We start from the raw sequence: 17,991 nt of genomic DNA, 5'->3' as shown, positions 1-17,991 counted from the left end.
CCGCTCGCGTTCCCCGCGGCGATTGCCTGTGTGCTTGTTCGTGACCTAGTTCCCTGCTGCGCCAGCCAATTTGGCCAGCATGGCGCGCGTCACCAGTACGATGCCCTCTTCTGAACGGTAGAAACGACGGCTGTCTTCATCGGGGTTTTCGCCAATGACCATGCCTTCTGGTAGTTCGCAGGCGCGATCGATCACGCAGCGACGCAGACGACACGATCGGCCAACCACCACATCAGGCAGCAGCACTGCGGAATCAATATTGCAAAACGAGTTGATGCGAATGCGCGGGAACAGCACCGAATTCACCACCACCGAACCGGAGATGATGCAGCCGCCCGACACCAGCGAATTCATCGTCATGCCGTGGCTGCCGGATCGATCCTGAACAAATTTCGCCGGCGGCAGCGGCTCCATATGGGTGCGAATCGGCCAGCTGTGATCGTACATATCCAGCTCGGGCGTGACCGACGCCAAATCGAGATTGGCGCGCCAGTAAGCTTCCAGCGTCCCGACGTCGCGCCAGTACGGCTCGGCGTTTTCGTCAACCTGCACGCAGGAGAGCGTGAAGGAGTGCGCATACGCCTCGCCGCTGGCGACGATTTTCGGCAGCAGATCTTTGCCGAAATCGTGGCTGGAGTCGGCCACTTGCAGGTCCTCTTCCAGCAGCTGATATAGGTAATCGGCGTTGAACACGTAAATGCCCATGCTGGCCAACGCTCGGCTGTCGTCACCCGGCATTGACGGCGGCTTCGGCGGTTTTTCGACAAAATCGACCACGTTGTTTTCCGCATCCACCGCCATCACCCCAAACGCCGTGGCTTCGGCCAACGGCACCGGTAAGCAGGCGATGGTGCACTTCGCGCCGCGATCGACATGGTCGAGCAGCATGCGCGAGTAATCCATTTTGTAGATGTGATCCCCGGCGAGTATCACGATGTACTGCGCGTTGTAGCGGCGAATAATGTCGAGGTTCTGCGTCACCGCATCGGCCGTGCCGCGATACCAGTGTTCGGTAGCGGCACGCTGCTGCGCCGGCAGCAGATCGACAAACTCGTTCATCTCTTCGTTGAACAGTGACCAGCCGCGCTGGATATGCTGCACCAGCGTATGTGACTGATATTGGGTGATCACGCCGATGCGCCGAATGCCCGAGTTGATGCAGTTGGACAGCGCAAAGTCGATGATGCGGAACTTGCCACCGAAGTGCACGGCAGGTTTGGCGCGTTTCGCGGTGAGATCTTTCAGGCGCGTACCGCGCCCGCCAGCAAGGATCAGGGCAACCGTTTGTGTAGGGAGCTGGCGCGCCAGCATCAGATGATCTGTTCTATCTAATTTCACCATGTCTGACTCCTTATGATTGCTTTAGGAACACACACACACCGTGTGCGGGACCGTGCCAGACAGTTGTCAGGATGGGGTTATCTTCCCCGGCGAAAGGAGGAATGGCACGCCACTCTCCGTCTGGTAAGGCGATATCACTCACCGATTCCATGGCGTTTATTGTTATTAACCAGCGGCCGGAGAGCAGGATCTGCATTCTGTGCGTCCCCTGTTCCCACTGCTCGGCTTCCAGTGGTGTGCCGCTGGCATTGCACCACTGCACGCTGCCATCGCCCTCCTGCCACCAGCGATCCTGCGTCAACGCGGGAATGCGCTGGCGCAGGCGGATTAACGCAGCAGTGAAGTCGACCAGGCCAAAATCATCCTGTTGCCAGTTCAACCAGGTCAGCGGATTGTCCTGGCAATAGGCGTTGTTGTTACCGTGCTGGCTGTGACCGCGTTCGTCACCCGCCAGCAGCATTGGCGTGCCCTGCGCCAGCAGCAGCGTGGTCAGCAATCCATGAACACTACGCCGCCGCCGTTCAACAATATCGAAATTGACCTGCAGTCCCTCTTTGCCGTGGTTATGGCTGAAGTTGCTGCTGCTGCCGTCGCGATTGTCTTCGCCGTTGGCCTGATTGTGTTTGTTGTTGAAGCTCACCACATCGCGCAGCGTGAAGCCGTCGTGAGCGGTGATCAGATTGATGCTGGCGTGCGGCAGACGCGCCTCACGCTGGAAAACGTCGCTGGATGCGGCAAAACGGCGGGCAAAATCGCCATTATTCAGTTGACCATGCAGCCAGTAACGGCGCGCCGCATCACGAAAATGGTCGTTCCACTCGGCGAAGTCCGGCGGAAAGTTGCCGACCTGATAACCGCCGGAACCGATGTCCCACGGCTCGGCAATCAGCTTCACCTTAGAGAGCAGCGGACAGGCTTTGATGGCGGCAAACAGCGGCGCATCCTGATGAAATTCCGGCGTGCGACCCAACACACTGGCGAGGTCAAAGCGGAAACCATCAACATGGCAAACGCGCACCCAGTAGCGCAGTGCTTCCAGCGCCCACGCCATCACCTGCGGATGGCTGAGGTTCAGCGTGTTGCCGCAGCCAGTCCAGTTTTGGTATTCGCCGTTGCCATCCAGCCAGTAATAGCTGGCGTTATCCACGCCGCGCAGCGAAATCGTTGGCCCGATCTCTTCCAGCTCGGCGGTGTGGTTGAACACCACATCGAGAATCACTTCGATGCCCGCCGCGTGCAGCGCTTTGACCGCCTGCTGAAACTCCTGCAGCGGCGATAAACCGTTTTCGCCCGAAGCGTAACGCGCATCCACCGCCCATAAGGCAAACGGATTGTAGCCCCAGTAATTACTCAAGCCTAAACGGCGCAGGCGCGGCTCGCTAGTGAATTGAGCAATCGGCAACAGCTCAAGCGCGGTGATGCCGAGATGGCGCAGGTACTTCACCATAGCAGGATGACCCAGCGCCGCATAAGTGCCGCGCAGCCTTTCCGGAATTTCCGGATGCTGCTGCGTTAAGCCGCGCACATGCGCTTCATAAATCACCGTATTGCCCCACGGCGTGCGCGGCGTGCGATCGCCTTCCCAGTCAAAATCTTCGGCGATCACCAGCGATTTCGGCGCGATGGCAGCGTTATCCACACCGTCCGGCTCACGTTCGCCGCCGTTGAAACGCGCGTCGTCCGCCACTTCATCCGTTACCGCTTTGGCACAGGGATCGACCAAAAGCTTGGCGGGATTAAAGCGATGTCCCTGCTGCGGTGCCCACGGGCCGTGTACGCGATAGCCATAGCGCTGGCCGGGCTTCAGCGCGGGAAAATAGCCGTGCCAGATATCACCGCTGCGCGCGGGCAGCGCGAAACGGCGCTCAGCACCGTGCGCGTCGAACAGGCAGAGTTCGACGCGTTCGGCATGCTGGGAGAACAGCGTGAAATTAACGCCGTGCCCATCATAGTGCGCACCTAACGGTTCCGGCTGCCCCTGCTCCAGCATCAGTCGCTCTCCCGCACCAGCCAAAGCGTTGCCAGCGGCGGTAAGGTCAAACTCAGCGACTGCGGCCGACCGTGGCTTTCAATCTCATCGGTGTGCACCACGCCGTGGTTGCGCGTGTCGCTGCCGTGATAATCGTGCTGGTCGGTATTCATGATCTCGCGCCAGCCGCCACGCTGATTGACGCCAAAGCGATAGTGCGGACGCGCTACCGGCGTAAAGTTGCTGACCACGATGATTTCATTGCCCTCGCGATCGCGGCGCACAAACACAAATACCGAATTTTCATGGTCATCGACCACCAGCCACTCAAAACCTTGCCCATCAAAATCAAGCTGATGCAGCGGCGCAAAATGGCGATAAGTGTGGTTGAGATCGCGCACCAGACGATGCACGCCGTTATGCCAGTTATCCTCACCTTCCAGCAGATGCCAGTCGAGGCTCGCATCGTGGTTCCACTCGCGCCCCTGCGCAAATTCGTTGCCCATAAACTGCAGCTTCTTGCCGGGGAAGCCCCACATCCAGCCGTAATAGGCGCGCAGGTTGGCGAACTTTTGCCAGGCATCGCCGGGCATGCGATCGAGGATCGAACGCTTGCCGTGCACCACTTCGTCGTGCGACAGCGGCAGCACAAAGTTTTCGGTGTAGTTGTAGAGCATGCCGAAAGTCATCAGCTGATGATGGTAGCGACGATGTACCGGATCGAGTTTCATGTAATCCAGCGTGTCGTGCATCCAGCCCAGATTCCATTTGAACCAGAAACCGAGGCCGCCATCTTCCGAAGGACGCGTGACGCCAGGATAATCGGTGGACTCTTCGGCTACCGTGACACTGCCAGGCGCGGCGCGGCCCAGAATGCGGTTGGTATGACGCAGGAAGGAAATCGCTTCGAGGTTTTCGCGTCCACCAAAGTGGTTTGGCACCCATTCGCCTTCGGCGCGGCTGTAGTCGCGGTAGATCATTGACGCCACCGCATCGACGCGCAGCCCATCAATGCCAAAGCGCTCCATCCAGTACAAGGCGTTGCCGGAGAGATAATTGCTGACTTCACGACGACCAAAGTTGTAGATCAGCGTGTTCCAGTCCTGATGAAAACCTTCGCGCGGATCGCTGTGTTCGTAGAGTTCGGTACCATCAAACTTCGCCAGACCGAAATCATCACTTGGGAAGTGGCCAGGCACCCAATCGAGCAGCACGTTAATGCCGGCATCATGCGCGGCGGCAATGAAGTGGCGGAACTCATCGCGCGTCCCGAAACGGCGCGTCGGCGCATACATGCCGAGCGGCTGATAGCCCCAACTGCCGTCAAACGGATGTTCGTTAATCGGCATCAGTTCGATGTGGGTGAAGCCCATCTCTTTGACGTAGGGGACGAGCTGCTCCGCCAGCTCTTTGTAGCTGAGCCAGAAGTTATTATCGGTGTGACGTCGCCATGAACCGAGGTGCACTTCATAAATTGAAATCGGCTGGTCAAATCCATTGGCGGCTTTGCGCCGTGGCTGCATCTCGGTTTTTGGTGGCAGCCCGCAGATCATCGAGGCGGTTTGTGGACGCATTTGCGCTTCAAAGGCGAAGGGATCGGCTTTGATGCGCATCTGACCGGAATTATCCACGATTTCAAACTTATACAGCTGGCCATTCACCGCGCCTGGCACGAACAGTTCCCAAACGCCGAGTTCACGGCGGAAACGCATCGGATGACGTCGGCCATCCCAGAAGTTGAACTCGCCTACCACCGATACGCGACGCGCGTTAGGTGCCCAAACGGCAAAGCGCGTGCCGTGCACGCCATCAATGGTGGTGCCATGTGCGCCAAGGGTTTCGTACGGACGCAGATGGGTGCCTTCACCCAATAACCATGCATCCATCTCCTCGAGCAGCGGGCCGAAGCGATAGGCATCGTCAATCAGGTTTTGCTGGCCATGCCAGTTCACCGCCAGCTGATAGCCAAACAGATTTTTACGGCGCGGAATCACGCCACAGAAAAAACCGCGTGAGTCGAGGCAGGTAAGCTGGGCGCATTTGCGTCCGGTGTTGGTTTCAATCACCCAAACATCGGAGGCATCGGGCAGTAGCGCACGCACTTCAAGGCCTTCGGCTGTTTGGTGCATTCCCAGTAATGAAAAGGGATCGGCATAATTCCCGGCAAAAAGGGCATTGATCGCCTGGCGATCGGGAAGCTCTGACATGACTTTCTTCCTATGATTTTGCGCAGGCGACCAGAGTCGGCAGGATTATCGCCTCGGGTGCGCTGCTTTTCATTGAGCCATAGGTACACCGCGAGGACACAACCGTCCGTGGGAAAGATCATCACCGTGTACAACAACCATTTAGTTCGAAAAAACGAAAACAGTTAACAACCGGCACATCTCTGTTAAATCATAGCTTGAGGCTGGCAGAAGCCAGGGAGGATCGTGAAAAATTCTTATCGGGCGAGCAAAAAGGGGAAGCGGATCACTTGTCAGGCGCAATTTGCATGAATTTTTGCAGCCTGGATAACTAAAAAAAGGCCGGGAAACCCCGGCCTGTCTGGTTTGCCGCTGCGCTTAGTCGATCAGCAGACGCAGCATGCGACGCAGCGGTTCAGCTGCACCCCACAGTAACTGATCGCCCACGGTGAAGGCGGAAAGGTATTCCGGTCCCATGTTCAGTTTGCGCAGGCGGCCCACTGGCGTAGTTAAGGTGCCAGTGACGGCGGCTGGCGTCAGTTCGCGCATGGTAATTTCGCGATCGTTTGGCACCACTTTTACCCACTCGTTGTGCGAAGCCAGCAGCTGTTCGATTTCGTTCAGCGGCAGATCTTTCTTCAGCTTCAGGGTGAATGCCTGGCTGTGGCAGCGCAGCGCACCAACGCGCACGCACAGGCCATCAACCGGAATCACATTGCTGGTGCGCAGAATTTTGTTGGTTTCCGCCTGGCCTTTCCACTCTTCACGGCTTTGGCCGTTATCCAGCTGCTTGTCGATCCACGGAATCAGGCTGCCCGCCAGCGGTACGCCGAAGTTGTCGGTTGGCAAGGTGCCAGAACGAGTGAAATCGGTCACGCTACGTTCGATATCCAGAATCGCCGAAGCCGGATCCTGCAGTGATTTCGCCACGTGATCGTGCAGCATGCCCATTTGTGTCAGCAGTTCACGCATGTGACGTGCGCCGCCGCCCGATGCCGCCTGATACGTGGCAACCGACGCCCACTCAACCAGATCGTTGGCAAATAGGCCGCCCAGCGACATCAGCATCAGGCTGACGGTGCAGTTACCGCCAACAAAGGTTTTGATGCCATTGTCGAGGCCCTGACGAATTACGTTATGGTTAACCGGATCGAGAATGATGATGGCGTCATCTTTCATGCGCAGCGTGGAAGCTGCATCAATCCAGTAACCCTGCCAGCCGCTTTCGCGCAGCTTCGGATAGACTTCACTGGTGTAATCACCGCCCTGGCAGGTGATAATAATATCCAGCGCCTTCAGCGCCTCGATATCAAAAGCATCCTGCAACGCACCGGTCGACTTACCGCCGAATGTTGGTGCCGCCTGACCAAGCTGTGACGTGGAGAAGAAGACCGGATTGATGACATCAAAATCACGTTCTTCGCTCATGCGTGACATCAGCACTGAGCCGACCATGCCACGCCAACCAATAAAACCTACATTCTTCATTTTCTGTCCGTCTCGGGTGCTCTCGAAAGAGGCCGTGTGGTGCGAGGAAAAGACTGGCCGGATAATCGTGCCAGTCTGCGTAATAATCAGGTTTACCTATGACCGTCAACTCTACAAAATGCAGCACTTCTGGCAAGTGAATTAATTCGATTGCGTTAACTTTTTCAGCAGTACAACTAATAATGGCTAACCCAACATGACTGAAATGATATCCGCGACCATATTGCTGCTGTTGATTATGGACCCGCTGGGCAACCTGCCGATCTTTATGTCGGTATTGAAGCATCTGGAACCCAAACGCCGACGCGTGGTGCTGATGCGCGAAATGCTGATCGCGCTGATCCTGATGCTGCTGTTTTTATTTGCCGGTGAACGCATTCTGGCGTTTCTCAATCTGCGCACCGAAACCGTGTCGATCTCCGGCGGCATCATTCTGTTCCTGATCGCCATTCGCATGATTTTCCCTTCGGAGGAGAGCAGCTCCAGCGGCTTACCGGCCGGTGAAGAGCCATTTCTCGTGCCGCTGGCGATCCCGCTGGTGGCCGGTCCGTCGCTGCTGGCGACGCTGATGCTGTTGTCGCATCAATATCCCAACCAAATGACGCATCTGGTCGGCGCACTGCTGATCGCATGGGGCGTGACGGTGGTGATTTTGCTGATGTCAGGGCTGTTTTTACGCCTGCTGGGCGACAAAGGCGTTAACGCCCTGGAGCGCCTGATGGGCTTGATTTTGATTATGCTGGCGACGCAGATGTTTCTGGATGGAATTCGTACGTATCTGAAGTTGTAACAGCAGATAGGTGCGTTTTGTAGGGTCGCCATTCATGGCGACCGCTGTTTACGGAAACCGCAATTACTTCTGCTTCTTGTCGATCGGTTTACCCGACCAGTAACCGGCCAGCAGCGAACCTGACAGGTTGTGCCACACCGAGAACAGCGCGCCCGGCAGTGCGGCCAATGGCGAGAAGTAGAGTTTGCCCAATGTGGCCGCCAGACCTGAGTTCTGCATGCCCACTTCCAGCGCCAGCGTGCGGCAGGTCGATTCATCGAAGCCAAACAGCTTGCCACCCCAATAACCGCCCAGCAGACCAATCGCGTTATGCAGGATCACCGCCACAATCACCATCAAGCCGACGGAACCGATAAAGCCCTGGCTGCCTGCCACCACCGCACTGATGATCAGCAGAATACACACCATCGAAAACGCCGGCAGATAAGGCTCAACGCGGCGCACCACGCTGTTCATAGAATGATGGATAATCAGGCCGAGGCTAATCGGAATCACCACGATTTTCACGATGCTGAGCAGCATGCCGACCACATCCACCTGAATGTGCGTATCAACGTAGAAACGAGTCAGCAGCGGCGTGGCGAAAACCCCCACCAGCGCCGACACGGATGAGATGGTCACCGACAGCGCCACATCACCCTTTGCCAGATAAATCATCACGTTAGAAGCGGTACCGCTCGCCACGCTGCCGACCAGAATCATGCCTGCCGCCAGATCAGGTGGCATCTGGAATAGCTTTGCCAGACCCCACGCGGCCAGCGGCATCACCAGATAATGCAGGAAGGTACCGGCGATCACCGGCGCCGGGCGCACCAGCACACGTTTGAAATCATCAATATTTAGCGTCACGCCCATGCCAAACATAATCAGCATCAGCAGATAGGTCACCCACGGCCCAATGCCGAGAAAGGTGGTGGGAGAATAATAAGCAGCGACCGAGAGCAGCACGGCCCAGAGCGGGAACAGGCGGGTAAGTTTGCCGAGCATAACCAGACTTCCTTAGGAATTTTTTTATATTGCCACAGATGAAATGTCGCGCAGGGAACGACCACAGCGACGGACGCGGGATCATAACATTTCATTATCTTGACGTAAGGCGGGAAGTCGCTTGCGGGGGAAAATGCGGATCGGCTGCTGCCGATCCGCAGAAATACGGCGAAGTTACTCTGCTTTTTCCAGTACAAAGCGGTAGATCGCACCACCAATCGCGGCACCGATAATCGGTAACAACCAGAACATCCACAGCTGTTCTAATGCCCAGCCGCCCTGGAAGATCGCTACACCGGTACTACGCGCCGGGTTAACCGAGGTGTTGGTCACAGGAATGCTAACCAGGTGGATCAGCGTCAGCGCCAGGCCGATAGCAATCGGTGCGAAACCGGCCGGAGCACGTTTATCGGTCGCACCCATGATCACAATCAGGAACACAGCGGTCAGCACCAGCTCAGAGATCATGCCCGCCTGCAGGCTAAAGCCACCCGGCGAATGTTCACCGTAACCGTTCGAAGCGAAGCCGCTGGCCGCTGCATCGAAACCGGCTTTACCGCTGGCGATCAGATACAGCACACCAGCCGCCGCAATCGCACCGACCAGCTGCGCGATAATGTAAGGCACAACCTGCGCTGCCGGGAAACGTCCGCCAACTGTCAGGCCGATGGTGACCGCCGGGTTAAAATGGCCACCTGAAATGTGGCCGACGGCAAATGCCATCACTAACACCGTCAAACCAAATGCCAGCGCGACACCGGCAAAACCAATACCTAATTCTGGAAACGCCGCGGCCAAAACCGCACTACCACAACCGCCCAAAACCAGCACAAAGGTGCCGAGTGTTTCAGCCACTAATCTTTTCATATCTATTCCCTCAAATAATTTAATGTTTTCGCGGCGGGATTATCGTTTTTGGCGATTAAAGCGCAACCGCTGAATGAGAGATTAGTGTGATTCTTAGGCAATTCCAGCGAAAACAAGACGGTTCTCGCTAGTTATAATGGGGTTTCTCAGAAATGTCTGGACCGAAAGTTTAGCTGCCGTTGGGCTTAAATTATTGTTTAAAAAAACTAACCAATAAAAAAGCCGGACCATGTCCGGCTTAATTCAATAACTTAAAAATTTGCCTTAAGAACCAAAAAGATTCTTATGCAGCGCGCGTACCACCTCTTCCGCGTCTGGGGTTGGAACCAGGAAGCAAAGGTTATAACTGCTGGCACCGTAGCAAATCATGCGCAGGTTAAACGGCTCAAGTGCGCCGAACACTTCTTTACCCACGCCGCAGGCTTTCGACAGGTTGTTGCCGATGATCGCCACCAGCGCCAGGTTCTCTTCCACTTCAACACGGCACAGTGAAGAGAGCTCGGTCAACAGCGCCTGAGTCAGCAAGCTGTCGCCGGTGGTGGTTGAACCGGTGCTGTCCAGCGTCAGCGCCACGCTCACTTCGGAGGTGGTCACCAGATCGACGGAGATGCTGTGGCGCGCCAGGATGTTAAACACCTCAGCAAGGAAGCCGTGTGCATGCAGCATATTCAGGCTGTGCAACGTTACCAGCGTCTGCTTACGACGCAGCGCCAGCGCACGGAACAGCGGTGGATTTTTGGTTTCATTGCAGACGCGCGTACCGCCCGCCGCCGGATCTTTGCTCGAACCGACAAATACCGGGATATCGCTGCGTACGGCTGGCAGCAGAGTTGCTGGATGCAGCACTTTGGCACCGAAGATCGCCATTTCCGCCGCTTCTTCGAAGGTAATTTCTTCGATGCGTTTAGCGGTGGACACCACGCGCGGATCGGTGGTGTAGATACCGGCCACATCGGTCCAGATATCGATACGTGCAGCCTGCAGCGCTTCGCCCAGCAGCGCAGCGGTATAGTCGCTGCCGCCCCGACCGAGCGTGGTAGTGCGGCCTTTGATTTCGCTACCGATAAAGCCCTGCGTTACCACCAGCGCTTCCGCAATGCGCGGCTGCAGTTGTGTTGCGGCCAGCTCTTTCAGCGTCGCCACTTCCGGTTCTGCACGACCAAAACGATCGCTGGTGCGCATCACTTTACGCACGTCAAACCATTCGCTGTTGACCTGACGCTCACGCAGAATCTCCACGAACAGCAGCGTCGACATCAGTTCACCGTGGCTCACCAGCTCATCAGTCAGCGCATGTGAGGTCGCCAGCGAGGTGGCTTCAGACAGCATGGTGATGTTTTCAAGCATGCGATCAATCTCTTCGCGGATCACATCCGGCGATTGCAGACGATCGATGATGGCGTATTGAATACGGCGGATTTCATCCAGCAGGTAAGCGCGCTGCGCTTGTTCCTGGCCTTCAGCAAGGGAAACCAGCAGATTGGTGACGCCAGCGGAGGCAGAGAGCACCACTAAACGCGTATTGGCATCCGACAGCACAACATCTGCGCTGCGGTTCATAGCATCAAAATCGGCAACGCTGGTGCCGCCAAATTTAGCCACGATAAGAGTTTGGGACATATTACGAACCCCGTGTCAGGTTATCTTTCTTCCGTTTTGGGGCGGAAGACATAGTAGCAGCCTAGGCACAAGAGAAGAGCAGAATTGGGCAGACAAGATCAGTAGTAGACAAGTCACCAAAAGCGCTTCACCTTGCGAACCGTCCGACTGTGGACGATTCTGGTGACAACCCAGAGGATTCAGCCCCTGCAGCCGACAGTGCAACACCCCGCGTGTTGCCCCACCTCGGCGTCACACCCCCTGATGTGTTATCTGCGGATACGGATCCTCAAACACACTGCCTGGGCGACGCGCCTCTTCTGGCTTACACCCGGAGGTGTAAGTAGCGCGCATAAATTACTGATTATTTTCCCCCCTGTCCATCCCTGCACTTTGAGGATTTCTCACTTTTACACTTCGGTAAACGCATCGTTGAACAAACGCGCCCGCCAACCGCGGCCTAAAGTAGTGTCCGAATCAGACAAAAGCGGCTTTTTTCTGATGCGGCACAGGGAATTCTCCTGGCGCAGCACCGACAATCGCTGCCGGATTTACCTGAAACAGTGCGGCCACGGTCACAAATTTTTTCCCTTCATTGGTAACTGTGGTCATACTCTTCCCCGTGCAAGAGTGCTATGGATGCCGGGCCAGCAGGATGCCCCGGATGGAATGACGGTTCTTATTTCAACTAGAGTGTTGCCATGAAAAATATCAATCCGACACAAACCGCTGCCTGGAAAACGCTGCAGCAGCATTTTGAACAGATGAAATCGGTGCAAATCGCCGACCTGTTTGCGCAAGATGCCGATCGTTTTGCGAAATTCTCTGCCACTTTCGATGACCAGATGCTGGTGGATTTCTCAAAAAACCGCATCACCGAGGAAACCCTCGAAAAATTACAGGCGCTGGCTAAAGAGACCGATCTGGCAGGCGCCATCAAATCGATGTTCTCTGGCGAGAAGATCAACCGCACCGAAGAGCGCGCAGTACTGCACGTTGCGCTGCGTAACCGCAGCAACACGCCAATTGTGGTGGACGGCAAAGATGTGATGCCGGAAGTCAACGCGGTGCTGGCGAAGATGAAAGGCTTCTCTGAACGCATCATCAGCGGCGACTGGAAAGGCTATACCGGTAAAGCCATCACCGACGTGGTGAACATTGGTATTGGTGGTTCAGACCTCGGCCCATTCATGGTGACCGAAGCGCTGCGTCCGTACAAAAACCACCTCAACATGCACTTTGTTTCTAACGTCGATGGCACGCACATCGCCGAAACGCTGAAAGATCTCAGCCCGGAAACCACGCTGTTCCTCGTGGCATCAAAAACCTTCACCACCCAAGAAACCATGACCAACGCCCACAGCGCGCGTGACTGGTTCCTGAAAACCGCCGGCGATCAGCAGCACGTGGCGAAACACTTCGCTGCGCTGTCGACCAACGGTAAAGCGGTGGGTGAATTCGGTATCGATACCGACAACATGTTCGAGTTCTGGGATTGGGTTGGCGGCCGCTATTCACTGTGGTCGGCGATCGGCTTGTCGATCATTCTCTCCATCGGCTTTGAGAACTTTGAGCAGCTGTTGAGCGGCGCGCATGCGATGGATAAGCACTTCGCCAACACGCCTGCCGAGCAGAACCTGCCGGTGCTGCTGGCGCTGATCGGTATCTGGTACAACAACTTCTTTGGTGCCGAAACCGAAGCGATTCTGCCGTACGACCAGTACATGCATCGCTTTGCTGCTTACTTCCAGCAGGGCAACATGGAATCCAACGGTAAATACGTTGACCGTGAAGGCAATCCGGTGGATTACCAGACCGGCCCAATCATCTGGGGTGAGCCAGGCACCAACGGCCAGCACGCGTTCTACCAGCTGATTCATCAGGGCACCAAACTGATTCCATGCGACTTCATCGCACCGGCGCTGAGCCACAACGTGCTGACCGATCACCATCCGAAGCTGCTGTCGAACTTCTTCGCGCAGACCGAAGCGCTGGCGTTTGGTAAGTCACGCGATGTGGTAGAGAAAGAGTTTACCGATGCCGGTAAATCTGCTGAATCTGTCGCGCACATCGTGCCGTTCAAGGTGTTTGAAGGTAACCGCCCAACCAACTCCATCCTGCTGCGTGAAATCACCCCGTTCAGCCTCGGTTCATTGATTGCGCTGTATGAGCACAAGATCTTCACTCAGGGCGCGATTCTCAACATCTTCACCTTTGACCAATGGGGCGTTGAGTTGGGTAAACAGCTGGCAAACCGTATTCTGCCAGAGCTGGAAAATGAAGCTGAAATTAGCAGCCACGATAGCTCCACCAATGGATTAATTAATCGCTATAAATCCTGGCGTTAATTTCCCGGCTAATGTGAATAAGGCGGCGTAAATGCCGCCTTTTTTATGTCGACCAGGCCGCCTCACTCGCAATATTATTATTTACCGCATTAAACAGGGTTAGAAAATTCTTAAAATGCCGTAAGGAAATTCGTAATTCACCTCAATCTGACGCAACTTACTCCGCTTTAAAATGGACCTAATTAAACCCAACATTAAGTTTATCCATATGATAGATATATGATTTTTATTTAACCCTTCTGAGCAAATTCCGATTATTCCCATTCCGTACCAATAATTAGTGCAAAAGTGAAAAATTCTGCCGAAAAATCACCAGGCATTCACTTATTCTATTAGCCCAAAAAAAGGCATTTAAAAAAAGCAGCTAACGCCAATTCGCCTTATTTATCACCAGAAACATCCCTGGTTTCTGCCCTCTTTTACTCATGCTGAACTCTGGTAATTTGTTGCCCTATACTGAACGCGCCCGAAATCTGGGTAAATCCTACATTCATTGATTCATATAAATGCAGGAAACGTTGTTATGAAAAAACTGATGGTTGCCGGTGCAGCCTTACTTTACGTTGCCGTTTCTTCCGCTGCGATTGCCGCACCGGAAGAAGCTGGTGCTGCAGCAGGCGCGCAGGCGGGAGCAATCTCAACTGGCGCGTCTACCGCTGTGGGTATCGGCGCGCTCGGTGCGTTAGTGGGTCTCGGCATTGCTGCTTCTGGCGGCGGTGACGGTGCAAATACCGGTACAACAACAACCACCACAACGAGCACCACTCGTTGATGTAGCACCTTTAAGCATAACCACACACCCGTGTGGTTATTTTTTGCTTGGCTTATTTAGACAGGGATACACAGTGCGCCGACTCTCTTTGCTACTTCTTTGCCTGTTGTTGCAGGCCTGCACACAAACGCAAAAAGGCCTTGAACAAACCGTGATGCTAGCCGTAAACGGCCCGGATGATGTCACGGTCACCGACGAACAGGTTGCTAACCTGCCCTACGCCAGCCTCTATGCCCGCATCAATGAAGGTCCACGCATCTTCGTGGTGCTCGGTTACAACGAAAACGGCCAACAGAAGTGGATCACCCAGGATAAAGCGATGCTGGTGATGCAGCATGGCCGCCTGATCAAAACCCTGGGTTTACCGAGCAACCTCGCTGACGTCAGTAACCTGGCACAGGATCCGCTCGCCGATGCGCTGCATCTGCAAAACGGTGCCAGCTGGACGCGCGTGGTGCAGTGGCGCGAGCAAGACAAAGTGCGTGCCGCCACCGCCGTTTCACGTTTCGATCGCGGTGACGATACGGTGCTGGATATCGCCGGTGAACGCGTGCCGTGTCGCGTCTGGCATGAAACCGTGCGCATGGAGAGCGTGGGCGCGGAGTGGCAGAACACCTTCTGGATCGATAACCGCGATGGCACGGTGCTGCAGGCCAACCAGATGCTGGCCGCCGATGCCTTCCCAGTTGAAACCACTATTCTGAAGCCGGCGAAATCATGAAAAAAATAACTCCAATGCTGGCAGCGTTAACGCTGCTCACGGCTGGCCACGCACTGGCGGCGGCGCAAGTCACCGTGCACGATTTACAGGGAAAAAACACTCTGCAAATCAACGATGCGCAGAATCTCAGTCAGTTACTTACCCATCCTGAACTGCGCAGTTGGTGGCCGGGCACGGTGATTGCCGAGCGCGGCGCAACTTCCGTAGCACAGCAACAGCAGAAACAGCTGCTGGCCGATCTGCGTGCCTGGCAAGCCGACAGCGGCGAGTCTCTGGCCGCAACCATCGGCTCGGTGATCCACCAGCTTGGCGCGGTGCAGGTAACGGGCCGCCAGTTCACCTCGCTCGATCCCGACGCCGTGCGCCTGCGTCCACAGGACAACCGCACGCTGCAAGGCAACTATGACCTCTACACGCTGACGCGACGTTCGCAGGTGCTGGTGCTGGGCGCGTTGAGCAATCCGGGTAAAGAGAGCTGGCAGCCGGGCCGTGAAGTGCGTGATTACCTCGACGGCCACGATCGTCTTTCCGGCGCGGAACGTAGCTATGCCACGGTGATTGCGCCGTCCGGCAGCACCCAGCAAGTTCCGGTCGCGTACTGGAATCATCGCCATATCGAAGTGGAACCCGGCAGCATCATCTGGCTCGGTTTCACCTCATGGAGCTTGCCATGGGGCCAAAGCGATTTGAATGAGCGCATGCTTTCCGTTCTGACTCACCGGATACCAGACTGATGAAAAAACAATTACTTCTCAGCCTGTTGGCTGCTTCTGTTTCCGCCGCTTGCCAGGTGCATGCGGAAACCTGGCCTGAACCGGTCGGTCCTTCTCAATCGGATTTTGGTGGCGTCGGCCTGATGCAGACGCCGACCGCGCGTATGGCGAAAGAGGGTGAATTTAGCGTCAACTTCCGCGATAACGATCAATATCGCTACTATTCCGCCTCATTGCAGCTGTTCCCGTGGCTGGAAACCACCGTGCGCTATACCGATGTGCGTACCCGCCGTTACAGCGCGGTGGAAGGATTCAGCGGCAACCAAAGCTATAAAGATAAAGCCTTCGATGTGAAGCTGCGTTTGTGGCAGGAGAGCTATTGGCTGCCAGAAGTGGCGGTTGGCTCGCGCGATTTAGGCGGCACCGGCTTGTTCGACAGTGAATATCTGGTGGCGAGCAAGGCGTGGGGGCCATTCGATTTCAGTCTCGGTATTGGCTGGGGTTATCTCGGCAACAGCGGCACCCTCAAAAACCCATTCTGCTCCTATAGCGACAGCTATTGCAGTCGCAGCGGCGGCGGCGAAACCGGCACCATCAACGGTTCACAGATGTTCCACGGCCCGGCAGCACTGTTTGGCGGCGTGGAATACCAAACGCCGTGGCAGCCGCTGCGTCTGAAGCTGGAGTACGAAGGTAACGATTATCAGGATGATTTCGCCGGTCGCCTGGAGCAGCGCAGCAAGGTTAACGTCGGTGCGATTTATCGCATCACCGACTGGGCGGACATCAACGCCAGCTACGAGCGCGGCAACACCTTTATGTTCGGCTTTACTCTGCGCACCAACTTCAACGATCTGCATCAGTCGCACATTGATAGCCAGAAGCCAGCCTACAACCCGCAGCCGCAGGGCGACCTGTTGCAGCCAACGGTGGTGGCGAACCAGCTGACCGATCTGAAGTACAACGCGGGACTGAACGGCCCACATATTCAGACCAAAGGCAGCACGCTGTATGTCTCAGGCGAGCAGACCAAATATCGCGACACGCGCGAAGGTGTTGATCGCGCCAATCGCATCATCATGAACAATCTGCCGGCTGGCATCGATACCATCGACGTCACCGAGTCGCGCTTTAATATGCCGCAGGTCAGCACGCGCACCAACGTTGCCAGCCTGCACAACGAGCTGACGGGTTATCCGCTGGGCCATGAACAGCCGCTGCAGCAGACGCGTGAAGATCCGGTTGATCCCGGCACCACCGAGCAAGGTTTCTTTATCCGCAAAGATCGTCTGAACTACAGCCTGTCGCCGGTGCTGAATCAGTCGGTTGGCGGACCAGAAAGCTTCTACATGTATCAGGTTGGCGTGATGGCCAATGCCGATTACTGGCTTACCGATCACCTGTTGGTCGGCGGCAGCCTGTTTGGCAACATCGCCAATAACTACGACAAGTTCAACTACAACGGCGCTCCGGCGGATTCCACGCTGCCGCGCGTGCGCACGCACATTCGTGATTATGTTGAGAACAACGTTTACGTTAACGATCTGCAAGCCAACTACATGCATGCGCTGGGTAACGGTTTCTACGGCCAGGTTTACGGCGGTTATCTGGAAACCATGTACGGCGGCGTCGGCGGCGAAGTGCTGTATCGTCCGATTGATAGCAACTGGGCATTCGGTGTTGATGCCAACTACGTGAAGCAGCGTGATTGGGACAACATGATGCAGTTCACCGATTACAAAGCGCCAACCGGAAATCTGACGGCGTATTGGCGTCCATGGTTTATGCAGGATGTGTTGGTGAAGGCCAGCGTCGGGCAGTATCTGGCGAAGGATAAAGGCGTGACGCTGGATGTGTCGAAGCGCTTTGACAGCGGCGTGATGGTTGGTTTCTATGCCACTAAAACTAACGTCTCTGCCGAACAGTATGGCGAAGGCACCTTCACCAAAGGCTTCTACATTTCGGTGCCAATGGACCTGTTTACCGTGACGCCAACGCGCGGCCGTGCGCAGGTGAACTGGGTGCCTTTGACGCGTGACGGCGGGCAGATGCTGGGTCGTAAATATCAGCTGTATGACCTGACGTCAGATCGGGATGCGCGGTTTAATTAATTGATTCATATAAATTAACCGTAGGGTCGGCATTTATGCCGACCTTTTTCATTTGTGCGGACATGTAAGAAGGTCGCCATGAATGGCGACCCTACGTGC

Annotated in this window: 14 protein-coding genes and 1 riboswitch; of the genes, 6 read left to right on the top strand and 8 right to left on the bottom strand. The window is 55.7% G+C overall.

The annotated features are described in order from the left end of the window. Window positions 1-45 precede the first annotated feature (45 nt). The 4 genes from glgC to asd all read right to left on the bottom strand — a co-directional run bounded on the left by glgC (window position 46) and on the right by asd (window position 6,984). Window positions 46-1,341 (bottom strand): glucose-1-phosphate adenylyltransferase, encoded by a 1,296-nt coding sequence (glgC, locus tag VIJ98_RS01340; protein ID WP_008109866.1) that lies wholly within the window; start codon window positions 1,339-1,341, stop codon window positions 46-48. 10 nt (window positions 1,342-1,351) lie between these two features. Beyond that, on the bottom strand, window positions 1,352-3,331 hold the full coding sequence (glgX, locus tag VIJ98_RS01335; RefSeq protein ID WP_323271905.1) for a glycogen debranching protein GlgX: 1,980 nt from the start codon (window positions 3,329-3,331) through the stop codon (window positions 1,352-1,354). Further along, window positions 3,331-5,517 carry a 1,4-alpha-glucan branching enzyme gene (glgB, locus tag VIJ98_RS01330; RefSeq protein WP_323271904.1) on the bottom strand — a complete coding sequence of 729 codons (2,187 nt, stop codon included), beginning with the start codon at window positions 5,515-5,517 and terminating at the stop codon, window positions 3,331-3,333. The genes glgX and glgB overlap by 1 nt, the downstream gene beginning before the upstream one ends. Window positions 5,518-5,874: 357 nt before the next feature. Then, complete coding sequence (gene asd, locus VIJ98_RS01325; RefSeq protein WP_154194825.1) at window positions 5,875-6,984, bottom strand: aspartate-semialdehyde dehydrogenase; 1,110 nt, start codon at window positions 6,982-6,984, stop codon at window positions 5,875-5,877. A 196-nt stretch (window positions 6,985-7,180) separates the two neighbouring features. Here asd and VIJ98_RS01320 point away from each other — a divergent pair, with 196 nt between their 5' ends. Next, window positions 7,181-7,774, top strand: coding sequence for a YhgN family NAAT transporter (locus VIJ98_RS01320; RefSeq protein WP_008109858.1), 594 nt, complete (start codon window positions 7,181-7,183; stop codon window positions 7,772-7,774). A 63-nt stretch (window positions 7,775-7,837) separates the two neighbouring features. On the opposite strand, the gene panS is transcribed toward VIJ98_RS01320, so the two are convergent. The 4 genes from panS to VIJ98_RS01300 all read right to left on the bottom strand — a co-directional run bounded on the left by panS (window position 7,838) and on the right by VIJ98_RS01300 (window position 11,839). Next, a complete protein-coding gene (gene panS, locus VIJ98_RS01315; protein WP_008109856.1) occupies window positions 7,838-8,761 on the bottom strand; it encodes a ketopantoate/pantoate/pantothenate transporter PanS in 924 nt (307 codons plus the stop codon). A gap of 174 nt (window positions 8,762-8,935) precedes the next feature. Continuing rightward, on the bottom strand, window positions 8,936-9,628 hold the full coding sequence (gene aqpZ, locus VIJ98_RS01310; RefSeq protein ID WP_323271903.1) for an aquaporin Z: 693 nt from the start codon (window positions 9,626-9,628) through the stop codon (window positions 8,936-8,938). 264 nt (window positions 9,629-9,892) lie between these two features. Continuing rightward, the gene (gene lysC / locus VIJ98_RS01305; protein WP_008109853.1) at window positions 9,893-11,248 is read right to left on the bottom strand and encodes a lysine-sensitive aspartokinase 3; all 1,356 of its coding nucleotides are present in this window, start codon (window positions 11,246-11,248) and stop codon (window positions 9,893-9,895) included. A 112-nt stretch (window positions 11,249-11,360) separates the two neighbouring features. Continuing rightward, a riboswitch (Lysine riboswitch) is annotated at window positions 11,361-11,555 on the bottom strand. 149 nt (window positions 11,556-11,704) lie between these two features. Beyond that, window positions 11,705-11,839: a hypothetical protein gene (locus VIJ98_RS01300; RefSeq protein ID WP_256698111.1), complete on the bottom strand. Its 135-nt coding sequence runs from the start codon at window positions 11,837-11,839 to the stop codon at window positions 11,705-11,707. Window positions 11,840-11,928: 89 nt separating this feature from the next. Between VIJ98_RS01300 and pgi the strand changes: the two genes are divergently transcribed. From pgi to VIJ98_RS01275, 5 genes are all read left to right on the top strand, one after another. Beyond that, on the top strand, window positions 11,929-13,575 hold the full coding sequence (gene pgi / locus VIJ98_RS01295; RefSeq protein WP_154194821.1) for a glucose-6-phosphate isomerase: 1,647 nt from the start codon (window positions 11,929-11,931) through the stop codon (window positions 13,573-13,575). 523 nt (window positions 13,576-14,098) lie between these two features. After that, entirely contained in the window at window positions 14,099-14,347 is a 249-nt protein-coding gene (gene yjbE, locus VIJ98_RS01290; RefSeq protein WP_008109848.1) for an exopolysaccharide production protein YjbE, read from the top strand. Between the two features lie 73 nt (window positions 14,348-14,420). Then, entirely contained in the window at window positions 14,421-15,068 is a 648-nt protein-coding gene (locus VIJ98_RS01285; RefSeq protein WP_323271902.1) for a YjbF family lipoprotein, read from the top strand. After that, window positions 15,065-15,802, top strand: coding sequence for a capsule biosynthesis GfcC family protein (locus VIJ98_RS01280; protein WP_323271901.1), 738 nt, complete (start codon window positions 15,065-15,067; stop codon window positions 15,800-15,802). The genes VIJ98_RS01285 and VIJ98_RS01280 overlap by 4 nt, the downstream gene beginning before the upstream one ends. Continuing rightward, on the top strand, window positions 15,802-17,892 hold the full coding sequence (locus VIJ98_RS01275) for a YjbH domain-containing protein (protein WP_154194817.1): 2,091 nt from the start codon (window positions 15,802-15,804) through the stop codon (window positions 17,890-17,892). The genes VIJ98_RS01280 and VIJ98_RS01275 overlap by 1 nt, the downstream gene beginning before the upstream one ends. Window positions 17,893-17,991: the final 99 nt, after the last annotated feature.

The sequence above is a fragment of the Pantoea sp. S18 genome (assembly GCF_045689705.1).
Classification (GTDB): Bacteria; Pseudomonadota; Gammaproteobacteria; order Enterobacterales; family Enterobacteriaceae; genus Pantoea; species Pantoea symbiotica.
This window is presented reverse-complemented; position numbering and strand designations above follow the sequence as displayed.

What these genes read in the sequence shown, in the direction of transcription:
- aqpZ (WP_323271903.1), bottom strand. Translation starts at nt 9,628, where the DNA reads ATGAAAAGATTAGTGGCTGAAACACTCGGCACCTTTGTGCTGGTTTTG.
- VIJ98_RS01300 (WP_256698111.1), bottom strand. Translation starts at nt 11,839, where the DNA reads ATGACCACAGTTACCAATGAAGGGAAAAAATTTGTGACCGTGGCCGCA.
- VIJ98_RS01280 (WP_323271901.1), top strand. Translation starts at nt 15,065, where the DNA reads ATGAAAAAAATAACTCCAATGCTGGCAGCGTTAACGCTGCTCACGGCT.
- glgC (WP_008109866.1), bottom strand. Translation starts at nt 1,341, where the DNA reads ATGGTGAAATTAGATAGAACAGATCATCTGATGCTGGCGCGCCAGCTC.
- asd (WP_154194825.1), bottom strand. Translation starts at nt 6,984, where the DNA reads ATGAAGAATGTAGGTTTTATTGGTTGGCGTGGCATGGTCGGCTCAGTG.
- VIJ98_RS01320 (WP_008109858.1), top strand. Translation starts at nt 7,181, where the DNA reads ATGACTGAAATGATATCCGCGACCATATTGCTGCTGTTGATTATGGAC.
- lysC (WP_008109853.1), bottom strand. Translation starts at nt 11,248, where the DNA reads ATGTCCCAAACTCTTATCGTGGCTAAATTTGGCGGCACCAGCGTTGCC.
- pgi (WP_154194821.1), top strand. Translation starts at nt 11,929, where the DNA reads ATGAAAAATATCAATCCGACACAAACCGCTGCCTGGAAAACGCTGCAG.
- yjbE (WP_008109848.1), top strand. Translation starts at nt 14,099, where the DNA reads ATGAAAAAACTGATGGTTGCCGGTGCAGCCTTACTTTACGTTGCCGTT.
- VIJ98_RS01275 (WP_154194817.1), top strand. Translation starts at nt 15,802, where the DNA reads ATGAAAAAACAATTACTTCTCAGCCTGTTGGCTGCTTCTGTTTCCGCC.
- glgB (WP_323271904.1), bottom strand. Translation starts at nt 5,517, where the DNA reads ATGTCAGAGCTTCCCGATCGCCAGGCGATCAATGCCCTTTTTGCCGGG.
- panS (WP_008109856.1), bottom strand. Translation starts at nt 8,761, where the DNA reads ATGCTCGGCAAACTTACCCGCCTGTTCCCGCTCTGGGCCGTGCTGCTC.
- glgX (WP_323271905.1), bottom strand. Translation starts at nt 3,331, where the DNA reads ATGCTGGAGCAGGGGCAGCCGGAACCGTTAGGTGCGCACTATGATGGG.